This is a genomic window from Reinekea marinisedimentorum (assembly GCF_004341165.1).
Taxonomy (GTDB): Bacteria; Pseudomonadota; Gammaproteobacteria; order Pseudomonadales; family Natronospirillaceae; genus Reinekea; species Reinekea marinisedimentorum.
Window position 1 is genome coordinate 112,810 of sequence record NZ_SLZR01000008.1, and the last position, 14,641, is coordinate 127,450.

The 14,641-nt window shown below is 50.6% G+C and carries 12 protein-coding genes and 8 tRNA genes; 19 read left to right on the forward strand and 1 reads right to left on the reverse strand.

Annotated elements, in window-relative coordinates; translation table 11 throughout:
• Positions 1-11: 11 nt before the first annotated feature.
• From BCF53_RS10595 to BCF53_RS10625, 7 genes are all read left to right on the forward strand, one after another.
• On the forward strand, positions 12-464 hold the full coding sequence (locus BCF53_RS10595; RefSeq protein ID WP_132701711.1) for a regulatory protein RecX: 453 nt from the start codon (positions 12-14) through the stop codon (positions 462-464).
• A gap of 144 nt (positions 465-608) precedes the next feature.
• Positions 609-3,212: an alanine--tRNA ligase gene (gene alaS, locus BCF53_RS10600; protein ID WP_132701712.1), complete on the forward strand. Its 2,604-nt coding sequence runs from the start codon at positions 609-611 to the stop codon at positions 3,210-3,212.
• Between the two features lie 14 nt (positions 3,213-3,226).
• Positions 3,227-4,462 (forward strand): aspartate kinase, encoded by a 1,236-nt coding sequence (locus tag BCF53_RS10605; protein ID WP_132701713.1) that lies wholly within the window; start codon positions 3,227-3,229, stop codon positions 4,460-4,462.
• A 214-nt stretch (positions 4,463-4,676) separates the two neighbouring features.
• On the forward strand, positions 4,677-4,868 hold the full coding sequence (csrA, locus tag BCF53_RS10610) for a carbon storage regulator CsrA (RefSeq protein WP_132701714.1): 192 nt from the start codon (positions 4,677-4,679) through the stop codon (positions 4,866-4,868).
• Positions 4,869-4,979: 111 nt separating this feature from the next.
• Positions 4,980-5,069: transfer RNA gene (locus BCF53_RS10615), tRNA-Ser, on the forward strand.
• Between the two features lie 25 nt (positions 5,070-5,094).
• Positions 5,095-5,171 (forward strand) — tRNA-Arg (locus BCF53_RS10620).
• Positions 5,172-5,219: 48 nt separating this feature from the next.
• Positions 5,220-5,296: transfer RNA gene (locus BCF53_RS10625), tRNA-Arg, on the forward strand.
• A 58-nt stretch (positions 5,297-5,354) separates the two neighbouring features.
• Here the strand turns inward: BCF53_RS10625 and BCF53_RS10630 are convergent.
• Positions 5,355-6,293 carry a tRNA dihydrouridine synthase gene (locus BCF53_RS10630; protein ID WP_132701715.1) on the reverse strand — a complete coding sequence of 313 codons (939 nt, stop codon included), beginning with the start codon at positions 6,291-6,293 and terminating at the stop codon, positions 5,355-5,357.
• Between the two features lie 308 nt (positions 6,294-6,601).
• Here BCF53_RS10630 and BCF53_RS19615 point away from each other — a divergent pair, with 308 nt between their 5' ends.
• From BCF53_RS19615 to BCF53_RS10690, 12 genes are all read left to right on the forward strand, one after another.
• Complete coding sequence (locus BCF53_RS19615; RefSeq protein ID WP_424511405.1) at positions 6,602-6,796, forward strand: OadG family transporter subunit; 195 nt, start codon at positions 6,602-6,604, stop codon at positions 6,794-6,796.
• Between the two features lie 47 nt (positions 6,797-6,843).
• Entirely contained in the window at positions 6,844-8,631 is a 1,788-nt protein-coding gene (gene oadA / locus BCF53_RS10640; protein ID WP_132701717.1) for a sodium-extruding oxaloacetate decarboxylase subunit alpha, read from the forward strand.
• A 13-nt stretch (positions 8,632-8,644) separates the two neighbouring features.
• Entirely contained in the window at positions 8,645-9,775 is a 1,131-nt protein-coding gene (locus tag BCF53_RS10645; RefSeq protein WP_132701718.1) for a sodium ion-translocating decarboxylase subunit beta, read from the forward strand.
• Positions 9,776-9,973: 198 nt separating this feature from the next.
• Positions 9,974-10,813, forward strand: a complete 840-nt coding sequence (locus tag BCF53_RS10650) for a TRAP transporter TatT component family protein (protein ID WP_132701719.1) — start codon at positions 9,974-9,976, stop codon at positions 10,811-10,813.
• 12 nt (positions 10,814-10,825) lie between these two features.
• Positions 10,826-11,824: a TRAP transporter substrate-binding protein DctP gene (gene dctP, locus BCF53_RS10655; protein ID WP_132701720.1), complete on the forward strand. Its 999-nt coding sequence runs from the start codon at positions 10,826-10,828 to the stop codon at positions 11,822-11,824.
• 23 nt (positions 11,825-11,847) lie between these two features.
• The gene (locus BCF53_RS10660; protein ID WP_243645816.1) at positions 11,848-12,324 is read left to right on the forward strand and encodes a TRAP transporter small permease; all 477 of its coding nucleotides are present in this window, start codon (positions 11,848-11,850) and stop codon (positions 12,322-12,324) included.
• Entirely contained in the window at positions 12,321-13,598 is a 1,278-nt protein-coding gene (locus BCF53_RS10665) for a TRAP transporter large permease (protein WP_132701721.1), read from the forward strand. The genes BCF53_RS10660 and BCF53_RS10665 overlap by 4 nt, the downstream gene beginning before the upstream one ends.
• 149 nt (positions 13,599-13,747) lie before the next feature.
• Positions 13,748-13,823: transfer RNA gene (locus BCF53_RS10670), tRNA-Val, on the forward strand.
• Positions 13,824-13,829: 6 nt separating this feature from the next.
• A tRNA-Asp gene (locus BCF53_RS10675) sits at positions 13,830-13,906 on the forward strand.
• A gap of 163 nt (positions 13,907-14,069) precedes the next feature.
• Positions 14,070-14,145 (forward strand) — tRNA-Val (locus BCF53_RS10680).
• A 6-nt stretch (positions 14,146-14,151) separates the two neighbouring features.
• Positions 14,152-14,228 (forward strand) — tRNA-Asp (locus tag BCF53_RS10685).
• A gap of 74 nt (positions 14,229-14,302) precedes the next feature.
• Positions 14,303-14,379, forward strand: a tRNA-Asp gene (locus BCF53_RS10690).
• The last annotated feature ends 262 nt before the right edge of the window (positions 14,380-14,641 follow it).

The window sequence follows — 14,641 nt, forward strand, 5'->3', positions numbered from 1 at the left end:
AGGGAGGTTGAATGAGTATCTGGAATGCCGCGCTGGGTTTGCTTGCCCGTAGGGAATATTCGCAGCACGAGTTAAAAAGCAAACTGAGCGGAAAGTTTCCTGATTCCGGGGAAGAGATCGAGCAGGTGCTGGCACGGCTGATTGATCAGGGGCTGCAATCGGATGAGCGCTATGTTGATATGTGGCTGAACAGTCAGATAGAAAAGGGGCGTGGCCCGGTTCGGATAACCTATGACGCCCGCCAGAAAGGTATTGCCCACCTGATGGAGAGTGCGATGCAGGCTAAAAATATTGATTGGTTCGAGTTGGCAGCGGCCTGTTTGCAACGTAAGTTTTCAGCCGTAGCCGATCAAAAAGAGAAGGCCAGAGCCTATCGGTTTCTCAGTTATCGGGGTTTTAATCCCGATATGATTCGTTATGCCGTCGAGCAATTGTCTACTAGTGACAGCTCATCGTTTCACTAATTTACAAGCATTTGTCGCGGAATTTAGACCAAATCGAACAGCGGGTTCCTAATCTTAAATAGCTGGTATTTCCTCTGTGAGTCCATGTGTGTACTATTGTCTGCCTTTTTTAGCCGAAGCATTCAATAGAGAATCCTATTTCCAATGAGAACCTCAGAAATCCGCCGCCGCTTTCTTGATTATTTTGCTGAAAATGGCCATCGAGTAGTACCCGCTGGCTCATTAGTTCCAGGTAATGATCCGACCCTGCTATTTACCAATGCCGGTATGAACCAGTTTAAAGACGTGTTTTTGGGTTCAGATAAACGGGATTATTCACGAGCGACAACCGCGCAACGCTGCGTGCGTGCAGGTGGTAAACATAACGATTTGGAAAATGTAGGGTACACCGCCCGTCACCATACATTCTTTGAAATGCTCGGTAATTTCAGTTTCGGCGACTACTTCAAAGAAGAAGCAATCGGTTTTGCCTGGAACTTCCTGACCAAAGAGCTTGGCCTGCCTGCCGAAAAACTCTGGGTCACCGTTTATAAAGATGACGATGAAGCCGCTGATATCTGGGTGAACAAAATAGGTGTTCCGGCGGATCGGCTCTCCCGTCTTGGCGATAAAGATAACTTCTGGATGATGGGCGATACCGGTCCGTGTGGCCCCTGTTCTGAAATTTTCTATGATCACGGTGAAGATGTGCCCGGTGGCCCTCCGGGCAGCCCGGACGATGACCTGGACCGTTATATCGAAATCTGGAACCTGGTCTTCATGCAGTTTGATACGCAGGAAGATGGTATCCGTAAGCCGTTGCCTAAACCGTCTGTTGATACGGGTATGGGTTTGGAGCGCTTGGCGGCTATCCTCCAGGACGTACACAGTAACTATGAGATCGATCTGTTCCAGGCACTCATCAAAGCAGCCATGCGCGAGACCGGCTGTACTGATATTGAAAACCGCTCATTGCGTGTTATCGCCGACCATATCCGTTCCTCTGCGTTCCTGATTGCCGATGGTGTTATTCCTTCCAATGAAGGTCGTGGCTATGTGTTACGGCGAATTATTCGTCGTGCCATTCGTCACGGCTATAAGCTTGGTTGTGAAGGCCTGTTCTTTAATAAGCTGGTTTCCGATCTGGTTAATGAAATGGGTGAAGCCTATCCGGAGTTAGCGGAGCAGGCGGCTCATGTTCAGAAAGTTCTGATTATTGAAGAAGAACAGTTTGCCCGCACACTCGCCAACGGTATGGCCATCCTGGAGGATGGTATCGAATCGTTGGAAGGTAAGGTGATTCCGGGTGAGCTGGTGTTCAAATTATACGATACCTACGGTTTCCCAGCTGACCTGACGGCTGATGTCGCCCGTGAAAAAGGTCTGGAGATTGATCAGCAGGGCTTTGAGGCTTCGATGGCTGCCCAGCGTGAGCGAGCTAAAGCCAACAGCAAGTTTACGCTCGATCGTGACATTGATTTAAACCTGGAAGGTGAAACCGAATTCCTGGGCTATGAGTCACTGATTGGCAGTGGTGAAGTGGCTAAGCTGCTGAAGGCTGGCGAAACTGTCAGCGAGCTATCATCCGGGGATGAAGGTCTGGTTATTCTCGACAAAACACCTTTCTATGCCGAGTCCGGCGGTCAATCCGGTGATATCGGTCGTTTATCCGCTGAGGGTGTGGAACTGGAAGTTGTTGACTGCACCAAGCTGCAAGGGCATCACCTGCATCGGGTTAAGGTTGTAAGCGGCACAGTCGCCGTTGGCGCCGTGCTGGATGCAACCGTTGCTCGTGATGAGCGTCTAAATACCGCACGCCATCACAGTGCTACTCACCTGATGCATGCCGCACTGCGGAAGGTGCTGGGCACCCATGTGCAGCAGCGTGGCTCGCTGGTTGCGTTCGATAAACTGCGCTTTGATTTCTCTCACCTTGAAGCGGTTACCCGGGAAGAGCTAAAGCAGGTTGAATTGCTGGTAAACCAGCAGATTCAGTCAAACAGCCCGGTAGTGACAGAGTTGATGGATATTGATTCGGCACGCGAAGCCGGAGCTATGGCCCTGTTCGGTGAAAAGTACGATGAAAACGTTCGTGTACTATCGATGGGAACCGACGGTTTCTCCAAAGAGCTATGCGGGGGGACTCACGTTTCAGCAACCGGCGATATCGGCGTGTTCCGCATTCAGTCTGAAAGCGGTATTGCAGCGGGTGTACGTCGTATTGAAGCGGTTGTCGGCCCATACGCTATTGCGGATATTCACGCTCAGGATCAGTCTGTATTTAACGTTCAGTCAATGCTCAAATGTTCGGCAGACCAGGTTGCGGAAAAGGTAACCCAGACCCTGGCACACACCAAAGAGCTGGAAAAACAGATTGAACAGCTCAAGGCCAAGCTGGCAAGTTCCGCGGCCAGTGACCTGACCTCATCGGCCATGGAGATTAATGGTGTAAAAGTCCTGGCTGCGCGCCTGGACGGTGTCGATGCCAAATCCCTGCGCACGACCATGGATCAGATGAAAGACAAGCTGGGTAGCGCTATTGTTGTTCTCGCAGCAGTGAATGATGACAAGGTGCAGCTCGCTGCCGGTGTGACCAAAGATCAGATTTCGGTGATCAAGGCCGGTGATCTGGTGAAAGAGGTTGGTGCGAAAATGGGCGCCAAAGGCGGCGGTAAGCCAGATATGGCCATGGCCGGTGGCGGCGATGTGCAAAAACTGGCAGAGGCATTGGACTATGCTGTTGCCTTTGTGAAAGAGACACTTGCTTAAGGGCTTAAAATTTCATGGCGTTATATGTGCAAAAATTCGGCGGCACTTCTGTAGGCACTATCGAGCGGATACAGGCTGTCGCTAAGAAAATAAAATCTTACCGTGATGAAGGTCATGATGTCGTTGCTGTGGTTTCTGCCATGAGTGGCGAAACTAACCGTCTGCTTTCGCTGTCTTCAGAAATATCATCCGATCCGAGTCCTCGTGAATTGGATGTATTGGTATCGACCGGTGAGCAGGTCACTATAGCATTGGTGTCGATGGCGCTGCAGGAGCTGGGTTGCGAGGCAAAGTCGTACACCGGTGACCAGATTAAGATTTTAACCGACAGTGCGCATACCAAAGCCCGTATTAAAGATATTGATGTCAATAACATTCAGGAAGACCTGAAAAAAGGCAGGATCGTTGTTGTTGCCGGTTTTCAGGGTGTGGATGCGCAGGGTAATACCACTACGCTGGGGCGTGGTGGTTCTGATACGTCCGCCGTGGCTGTTGCCGCTGCTCTGAAGGCCGATGAGTGCCAGATTTACACCGATGTCGATGGCGTTTACACCACTGACCCGCGGGTTGTGGAAAAAGCCAAAAAGCTTGATCAGATCACATTTGAAGAAATGTTGGAGATGGCAAGCCTTGGTTCTAAGGTGCTTCAGATACGTTCGGTTGAATTTGCAGGCAAATATCATGTGCCGCTGCGTGTGTTGTCCAGTTTTGTTGAGGGTGACGGCACATTAATTACTTTTGAGGGTGATCAGAAAATGGAACAACCAGTAATCTCAGGAATTGCATTTAATCGGGATGAGGCCAAGCTGACCTTGGTTGGCGTTCCTGATATCCCTGGTGCGGCAAGCCGGATTCTGGGGCCGGTAAGTGCGGCCAATATTGAAGTCGATATGATTGTGCAGAACGTTGCCGAAGATAAAACAACGGATTTTACCTTCACCGTGCACAGAAACGACTATAAGCGCGTGATTCAGGTTCTCGAATCTGTCGCTGAAGATCTCGGGGCACAAACCGTTACCGGTGATAATTCCATCGCTAAGGTCTCTATCGTCGGTGTGGGTATGCGTTCACATGCGGGTGTTGCCTCAAAGATGTTTGACTGCCTGGCCGCGGAAAACATCAATATTTTAATGATCTCTACGTCAGAGATTAAAATTTCAGTGGTCATAGAAGAAAAGTATCTGGAGTTGGCTGTTCGTGCGCTGCATACCGCTTTTGATTTAGACGCCGCTGATATCGCAGCCGAGTAAGCTACAAGTTATTGGGCATCATTGAAGTTTCGAGGGAGCGTCATTTCTGGTTTTCAGCCAGCAATAACAATGGACTGTTGTTCTTTGACCACCACTAGGTGAATTCGACTTTCTTTTTTATAATTATTGACAATACTTGGGGTATGTAGGGCATTCAGTCGATTGGTGACTGAATGATTAGGACAGCCCCAAGAGTAAAGCAGGAGAAACTTTAATGCTGATTTTAACCCGCCGGGTCGGTGAAACATTAATGATTGGTGATGAAGTTACTGTCACGGTACTCGGAGTTAAAGGTAATCAGGTTCGTATTGGTGTCAATGCGCCAAAAGATGTTGCAGTGCACCGTGAAGAAATCTATCAGCGCATTCAGCGCGAGATGGGTCAGCCAGATCAGCCAGAGGAATAACTTCCAATATCCGGCCGCACTTTCTAACCAGTAAAATTCGCTAATGTGTTAATTTTATTGAGTTTTTTCTTTTTTTTTGAAAAAAACATGGTAAGATGCGCGCCGTTGTTTGGAGAGATGGCCGAGTGGCTGAAGGCGCGCCCCTGCTAAGGGCGTATGGGCGAAAGCTCATCGAGGGTTCGAATCCCTCTCTCTCCGCCATTGACCAGTTTAATACTGGTTTTAAGCGCCCGTAGCTCAGCTGGATAGAGTACCTGGCTACGAACCAGGCGGTCGTACGTTCGAATCGTACCGGGCGCGCCAACTTCCTACTTACAGTGCGGGTAGAGAAGGTTTAAAATGCACTGATGCGCGCCCGTAGCTCAGCTGGATAGAGTACCTGGCTACGAACCAGGCGGTCGTACGTTCGAATCGTACCGGGCGCGCCACTTCTTCTCGTTTTCAATTCCCTTGTTCTCTTTTATAATTTCCTTTGTTTTTTTGTCCTTAATTCCTGTAGCCCGTCAGCAGTTCGGTTATTTCAGCTACGTCTGTTAATGGCCTCAGTTCCAGATACAGATCTGCTGCGCGTGGATTGGACTCCTTCAAATGCTTCAGCCATTGTTTTAATCGCCCCGAGCAGTAGCGGTGGCTCATTTGGTCGGTTACCGCCTGCCAGAACTCCATAATGATGGCGTGCAAGTCTGTCCAGTCGGTGCTGCCACTGTGCGTGCCTTTTATCTGTTGTGCCAGCCAGGGGTTTCTGACCGCCCCGCGGCCGATCATAAGGTGCTGACAGCCGGATGCCTTCAATGCCTGCCTGGCGGTGTCGTCGCACCAGATGTCGCCATTGATGATCAGCGGCGTGCTCACCCTGTTGCTGATTTCTTCCACCAAGTGCCAGTGAGCCGGCGGGGCATAGCCCTGCACCTTGGTTCGGGCGTGCACGGTAATTTCATCCGCACCGGCAGAGGCCAGGGCGCTGGCGCACTCAATCATCTGGCTACTGTCTTCGTAGCCCAGTCGCATTTTTGCCGAAACAGCGTGCTCTTCAGGTACTGCCTGCCTGACGGCTTTCACAATCCGGTACAGTGTTTCCGGTTCATTGAGCAGAATGGCACCGCCAAGGCTGTTGTTCACCGTTTTGCTCGGGCAACCAAAATTCAGGTCAATGCCGTGGGAGCCAAGTTCTATTGCGCGCAGCGCATTTCTTGCCAGTGCATCCGCATGGTTGCCCAGTAGCTGTACACGAACCGGTGTATCGACGCCTGTTAGCGCATGCTGATTGAGCTCCGGAACAATTCGGTAAAAAACAGACGGTGGCAGCAGCTGGTCTACAACTCTGACGAATTCGGTAATAACCAGGTCATATCCGCCTCGGTGGGCGATGATGTTTCTCAGGAAATGGTCGGCGAGGCCTTCCATAGGCGCCAGATAAATTTTCATTAGCGGTGTGCAAAATCAGTGTGGAGGCGCATGTTATTAAAGGAAAAATCAATTGGCGAGGGGTTTATCGAAACGTCTTGTTTAGCTTGCCTTTTTGAGTCAGATCAGCCGATTGGCATAATTGTTTGGCACCTTTTGCCAGATGGCGAGTCATTGCGCCATTTCGATGCTTTAATGTAATCTAACTGGTGAAATCGGGCAGTTAAATGCCTAACGCTGAATAACAAGAACAATCCAATTCAATTAAACAGGGGCTAATCCTTATGTCTGAGCTCATGTCGGGCGGTATAAACCTCATGATTATGGGTATGAGTACCGTTTTCATATTTCTGGCGATATTGGTGGTCGGCACCAATTTAATGTCATTTTTAATCAAGCAGCTTCCTGCTCCAGCCGTGCCTGAGCCGGCTGCAAAAGCTGCACGGCCTCAGGCTGAGAACGCTGAGGCATTGACTGAAGTGGCTGCTGTAGCCGCGGCTGCCAGGCAGTTTCATAAACGTTAAAGCTGGCGCTTTGCGGCGCATTCTTTAGATTCTTGAAGGTGGAATCCATGACAACGAAGAACCCGATAAAAATAACTGATGTTGTACTGCGTGATGCACATCAGTCTCTGTTTGCAACCCGACTGCGCATAGACGACATGCTGCCAATCTGCGAAAAACTGGATCAGGTTGGCTACTGGTCGCTGGAATCCTGGGGCGGTGCGACATTCGATGCCTGTATTCGTTTTCTGGGTGAAGACCCATGGGATCGTATCCGTGAACTGAAAAAGGCTATGCCTAATACCCGTCAGCAAATGCTGCTGCGCGGTCAAAATCTTTTAGGTTACCGTCACTACGCAGACGATGTTGTCGATAAGTTTGTTGAGCGGGCAGTGAAGAACGGCGTTGATGTGTTCCGTGTCTTCGATGCAATGAATGACCCGCGCAATCTGCAGCGCGCTATGCACGCGGTTCGTAAGCAGGGGGCTCATGCTCAGGGAACCATCTCGTTCACAACCAGTCCGGTGCATACGGTTGAAAAGTGGATGTCTCTGGCCAAAGAAATTGAAGACATGGGCGCAGACTCGATCGCCATTAAGGATATGTCTGGCATTCTGGCACCTTATGATGCATACGAGCTGATCAGCCAGATGAAGGCATCATTGGATATCCCGATTTCTTTCCACACTCATGCGACATCCGGCCTGTCATCAATGACCCAGTTGAAGGCCATTGAAGCCGGTGTGGATCATATTGATACAGCAATCTCTTCCATGTCGATGACTTATGGTCATTCACCAACAGAGGCACTGGTTGCCGCACTGCAGGGGACTGACCGCGATTCCGGGCTCGATCTAACCCTGCTTGAAGAGATTGCCACCTACTTCCGCAGAATTCGTAAAAAGTACGCTAAATTCGAAGGCCAATTGCGTGGTACCGATACCCGCATTCTGATTGCTCAGGTGCCGGGTGGCATGTTGACCAACATGGAGGGGCAGCTGAAAGAGCAGGGCGCCGCCGATAAGTTCGATGAGGTACTGGAAGAGATTCCTCGGGTGCGTAAGGATTTAGGTTATATCCCGCTGGTTACACCTACCTCTCAAATTGTCGGCACGCAGGCGGTGCTCAACGTACTGACCGGTGAGCGCTACAAGTCCATTTCCAAAGAGACTCAGGCCATTCTTAAGGGTGAGTACGGTGCTGCACCTTCCGAGTTTAACAAAGAGCTGCAGGCGCGTGTGCTCGATGGTGGCGAGCCTGTTACCTGTCGTCCGGCAGACTTGCTGGAGAATGAATTCGATAAATTAACCGAAGAAGTGGGCAGCCTGGCAAAAGAAAAAGGCTTTAAGCTGTCTGATGATGTCGCCGACGACGTACTGATCTATGCACTGTTCCCGCAGATTGGTCTGAAATTCCTGCAGAACCGCGGAGATGCCAGTGCCTTTGAGCCTGCGCCAACGGGTGAAGAGGTTAAGCCGGCAGCTAAATCCGGCAGCGGTGTTTATACCGTTGACCTGAATGGCAAGTCTTATGTCGCTGAGGTGAATGAGTCCGGTGATGTAACGGTGACCATAAACGGTAAGTCATACGTCACCAGTGTTTCAGAGGGGGGCGAAGTTTCTGCAGCACCGGTGGCCAGTGCCAGTGGCGCAGAAATATCGGCACCGTTGGCAGGAAACATATTCAAGGTGCTGGTAGCGCCTGGTGATGTTGTCGAGGAAGGTCAGGTGGTCGTGATTCTGGAAGCCATGAAGATGGAAACTGAAGTTCGTGCGACACAATCGGGCACAGTTAGCAGCGTTGCTGTTAAAGAAGGTGATTCGGTAGCTGTTGGCGATTGCCTGTTTACCCTGTAAGGAGCGCCAGACCATGAATAAGTTTCATCAGTTGATAATGGATTCCGGCCTGGCCAATCTTGAGTTGGGCCAATTCATTATGATGCTTGTCGGCCTGGTACTCATATACCTGGCGATTGCACGTAAGTTCGAACCGTTGCTGCTGTTGCCGATTGGCTTTGGTACGCTGCTGGTTAATATCCCAGGTGCCGGTATGGGCGACCCCCATGGCTTGCTCTATTACATCTCTGAGATCGGTATTAAGTCGGGTGTCTTCCCGCTGTTGATCTTCATGGGTGTTGGAGCCATGACAGACTTCGGTCCGCTGCTCGCCAACCCTAAAACGCTGTTGCTGGGGGCTGCCGCTCAGTTTGGTATTTTCGGAACGGTTATCGGTGCGGTTTGGATGAGCTCTATGGGCTGGGTCGATTTCTCATTGGCCGATGCTGCCGCTATTGGCATTATTGGCGGTGCGGATGGTCCGACCTCGATCTTTGTGGCCAGCCGCCTGGCACCGGAATTATTGGGTGCTATCGCTGTGGCAGCCTATAGCTATATGGCTCTGGTGCCCATCATTCAGCCGCCAATTATGAAGGCGTTAACCACGCAGGCTGAGCGTGAAATTACCATGAGCCAGCTGCGTGCGGTTTCTAAGCGTGAAAAGATCGTTTTCCCGATTGTTGTACTGTTTCTGGTGGCTATGTTTCTGCCGTCGGCAGCACCACTTCTGGGTATGTTCTGCCTTGGTAACCTAATGAAAGAAAGTGGCGTGGTTGATCGGTTGAGTGACACTGCGCAGAACGCCTTGATGAATATCGTTACCATCATGCTTGGCCTGGCCGTGGGCTCCAAAATGAGTTCTGATTCATTCCTGAATATTGAAACGCTGGGCATTTTGGCGCTTGGTTTGGTGGCTTTCTGTGTAGGTACGGCAACCGGTGTGCTGATGGCTAAATTAATGAATAAGTTTGTTAAGGTGCCGATTAACCCGCTGATTGGTTCTGCCGGGGTATCTGCAGTACCGATGGCTGCCCGGGTTTCAAATAAAGTCGGCCTGGAAGCCAATCATTCCAACTTTCTGTTAATGCATGCAATGGGGCCGAACGTGGCCGGTGTGATCGGTTCAGCGGTGGCTGCCGGTGTTATGCTGTCATACTTTGGTTAAACATGTCTGAACTAATAAGCGCTGTCGGCTAGCCCCGTCAGCGCTTTTTTATGCCTGCTTTTGCTGGTCAGTTCACATTTGTGGTGTTTTGCGGTGCTGCAATGCCGCTAAGGTGTTGGATCGTGACCAGCGTTGTTACTTTTTTTTAACCTGGTTCGGCTATAATGCGGCGAAAATCCTGATCATGGCAGCCTGTAGATGAAATTTCGCATTTTAGCTTCGTTATCCATAGTGTTTTTTGCCGGTTGCGCAACAACCCGGCTTCCCTCTAACCTTTCCAATGCCATTGTGAACAGCGATGATTTATCCACAGTGCAGGATGGTCTTCCCAGTTATCTGTTGATGGTAGATGCATTAACACTGACTTACCCTAACAGTGAATCGCTTCACCTGACTGCCGCTTCATTAAATGGTGCCTACGGGGGCGTTTTTGTAGGCCCTGAAGATGTCGAACGCAAGAAGTTACTGTCGAAAAAGGCGCTCGGCCATGCTCAGACTGCTTTCTGCCTGCATGACGATGATGCCTGTGGCCTGACCGCGATGGATGCAAATCAGCTGGCCGAGGCGCTTGTGGAATGGCAGGATGCTAAAGATATTCCCTACCTGTATTCGCTGGGCACTGCATGGGCCAGCTATATACAGAGCAATTCAGACGATTGGCTTGTCGTTGCCCAACTGGGTCAGGCTGAAACCGTACTGAAACAGGTTGCGTCACTGGACCCGACTTACGAGAAGGGCACGGCATTGCTGTATCTTGGGGTGATGAACAGTATTTTACCGCCCAGCCTAGGCGGCAAGCCGGATGTCGCGAAGCATTACTATGAGCAGGCACTGGAGGTTGCGCAGGGCCAAAACCTGATCATTTACGTCTATTACGCTGCAAACTATGCCCGTTTGGTGTTTGATCAGGAGCTTCATGATGAACTGCTGAACGAGGTGCTTGAGTTAGACCCTTATGTTGATGGCTATACTCTGCAAAATATCTACGCGCAGAAGCAGGCCGTTGAACTGCTGGCCAGCTCAAATGATTATTTTTAATTAGGAATTCGAATGCGATTTAAATGTCTTGTTGTCGTTGCTCTGCTGATCTTTCCTGTTTTATCGCAAGCCAAGGTCTTTAAGATCGCGACGGAATATCCAGATGGTAATGCTGTACTCAACGAGTTGCGTGATGCGGGTAAACGGATTGAGGAGGCCACAGAAGGGCGGCTTCAGTTTAAGTTTTACCCGGGCGGCGTGATGGGGGATGCTATCGCTGTTCGCCGCAAGATTCGAATTGGCCAGCTCAGCGGTGCCTATATTCACAGCACGGCGCTTTCGTATGACTTTAAGAACGCTCAGGTGCTGAACGCGCCTTTGCTGTTCAGGAACTTTGATGAGGTGGATGCCGTCAGGGCTGAATTTGATCAGGAACTGAATCAGGGCTTTATTGATAACGGCTGGCACACCTTTGGCCTGATTGAGGGTGGTTTTGCATACCCCATGACCTCGGTACAGGTATCCAGCATGGAGGAATTAAAGCAGCAGAAGCTCTGGTTGCCGGCTAACGACTCGCTCTCTGAGCAGGTTGCGAAAGCTTTCGAAATGAACCCCATTACCCTGAATATTGGTGACGTGTTGACAGCCCTGCAGACAGGTGCGATCAATGCCATTGTGGCACCGCCCGTTGGCGCCATTGTGCTGCAGTGGTATTCCCGTACCGGTTTTCTCACCGATGCGCCGTTTATGTATATCTATGGTGTGATAGCGCTTTCTGAGCGTTCGCTGAAGGGTGTTGCTGATCAGGACTACGAGGTATTAAGTCGGGAGTTAAAACGCAGTAGCGAGCGGCTGGATGAGCTCGCAAGAGCCGACAACGTCAAAGCTTTCAATGCGCTCTCAGATTTGGGTGTTGAGATTGTACCGCTGACTGACGCCATGAGAGCGGACGTCGAGCAGGATGCCTTAGAGGCCGTTGAAAAACTCATTGCCTCCGGTGAGTTTGATGCTGACATCTATTCCCGTATCGTTGAGACCTTAAATGGCTACCGCAGTAACCCGGTGCAGTAACTAACCAATAGGCGAAATCCAAATTGAAATTCATCTCCCGTTATTGGGCCAGTTTTGAGCGCATTCTGCTGATTGTTATTCTGCTCTCAATGATTTCGCTCGCAGTCCTGCAGATTGTTCTGCGGAATATCTTTGAAATGAGTTTTTTCTGGATCGACCCGTTCAATCGGATGTTGGTGCTTTGGCTGGCCGTGTTGGGCGCGATGGTGGCAACCCGGGAGCGCGAGCATATCGCTATCGATATTTTGCGGCATTACGCTGATCGTGGCTGGTTTGGTGTGTTAGGTCGCATTACTTCTGCAATATCCGCAGTTTTGTGCGCTGTTATGGCCTATCACTCGGTCAGATTTGTATATGAAGAATACCTTTATCAGACAACGACGTTTTCCGAGCTGCCGGCCTGGCCGTTTGAACTGATAATGCCGCTGGGCTTCGGTGTTATGGCTCTCCGTTTTGTCATCGCTGTCTTTACTACGAATCAACCGGGTGCAGATTCATGAACGCCGTCCTGATTGTATTAATCGTTGTCGCTGCGCTGGTCGGCACGCCACTGTTTGTGATTATTCTGGGCGGGGCAGGGTTCGGCTTTTGGTCTGTGGATATCGATTTAATGGTGCTGCCCATTGAGCTATACCGCCTTACTGAAAATACCCTGTTGATCGCCCTGCCATTATTTACCTTTGCAGGCTATCTGCTCAGCGAAAGCAAAACAGCCGACCGGATGGTTGCCCTGACACAGGCCGCTCTAGGCTGGCTGCCGGGTGGCATGGTGCTTATATCTCTGTTGGCCTGCTCCTTCTTTACCCTGCTGACGGGTGGCTCGGGCGTTACCATCGTCGCATTAGGGGCCTTGCTGGTTCCGGCGCTGAAATCGGCCGGCTATTCTGAAAAATTTGCCATGGGCCTGATTACCACATCGGGCAGTATGGGACTGCTGCTGCCGCCGGCCATTCCGCTTATCCTCTACGGCATTGTCGCCCAGCAAATGGATGTAGCCAACGTCGATATTAAGGATCTGTTTGTTGCCGGGATTGTGCCTGCCAGCCTGATGATTCTCTCGCTATGGGCGTTTGGGTTGTGGAATCAGCGAAACGAGGAAATCCCGTTGACGCCATTTGACTGGCGCGAAGTAGCCAGACAACTGTGGATCTCCAAGTGGGAGGCAGCCATTCCATTGATCATTGCTGTCGGACTGATCAGTGGCTGGTTGGTAATCAGTGACATCGCAGCTATTACTGCGCTGTATGTGCTCATTATCGAGGTGTTCGTTTATCGTGATGTAAAGCTGTCCCAGCTGACCGGCATTGCTGCCGAAGCCATGAAAATGGTCGGTGGTATTCTGCTGATACTGGGTGTTGCGCTGGCATTTACTAATCTGTTGGTAGACTTGGAAGTGCCGGGGATGGTGTTTGAGTTTATTCAGGCAAATATTGATTCCCGCTGGGCGTTCCTGCTGTGCCTGAACGTCGGCTTGCTGGCGCTGGGCGCTCTGCTGGATATCTTTGCCGCGCTTATTATTATTGTGCCCCTTATCCTGCCCGTTGCCATAGAGTATGGCGTCGACCCGGTTCATTTGGGTATCATCTTCGTTGCCAATATGCAGATAGGCTATTTTACACCGCCGGTAGGTATGAATCTGTTTATCGCCAGCTATCGTTTCAAGAAATCGATAACCGAGTTATACGCGGCCACCGTGCCGATGATGTTTGTATTGCTTGCCGTTGTTTTGCTGATTACATTTTGGCCGGATATGGTGCTCTTTTTGGTTCGCTAATTTTTTTTAATGGAATCTTAGCTAAATGTTTGACTTCATTGGGAAAATCGATAAAATGCGCGTCACTTTTCAGGAACGGCCAAGCAATAATTAGCTGCTCAGGCTGTCATTGGAAGGGTACCGGTAGGTATAAAAATACATCGCATTATGGGTGTGTAGCTCAGCTGGGAGAGCATCGCCCTTACAAGGCGAGGGTCAGCGGTTCGATCCCGTTCACACCCACCATAATGCGGAGCGGTAGTTCAGTTGGTTAGAATACCGGCCTGTCACGCCGGGGGTCGCGAGTTCGAGTCTCGTCCGTTCCGCCACTTTTCCCAAGTATAAAGGGGCGTTGAGTGTGACAACTTAACAATGCGACCCGAAGCAAAGCTTAGGTCGTGAGCCGGGATGCCGGACCATCGGTCTCGTCCGTTCCGCCACTTTTTCCTCAAAGTAAAAGAGGGCGTTGAGAAACGAAAAATCTAGCATTATGGGTGTGTAGCTCAGCTGGGAGAGCATCGCCCTTACAAGGCGAGGGTCAGCGGTTCGATCCCGTTCACACCCACCATAATGCGGAGCGGTAGTTCAGTTGGTTAGAATACCGGCCTGTCACGCCGGGGGTCGCGAGTTCGAGTCTCGTCCGTTCCGCCACTTTTCCCAAGTATAAAGGGAGGTTGAGTGTGACAACTTAACAAGTTATAGCTGAAGAGCTTTGTACGCTACCTGGAGCGGTAGTTCAGTTGGTTAGAATACCGGCCTGTCACGCCGGGGGTCGCGAGTTCGAGTCTCGTCCGTTCCGCCACTTTCTCTCAAGTATAAAGAAATGTTGAGTGTGACAACTTAACAGCGCGACCCGAAGCAAAGCTTAGGTCGTGAGCCGGGATGCCGGACCATCGGTCTCGTCCGTTCCGCCACTTTGTCTCAAGTATAAAGAGACGTTAAGTATGGCAGTTTAGCCATGCGTCCCGAAATACACGATCCGCCTGTTCCTATACTTTCCTAAAGCATTAAAAATGTGCGCAGCCTTATGGCTTAACATTCTAAGTCTTGAATGCCGCAGTTTC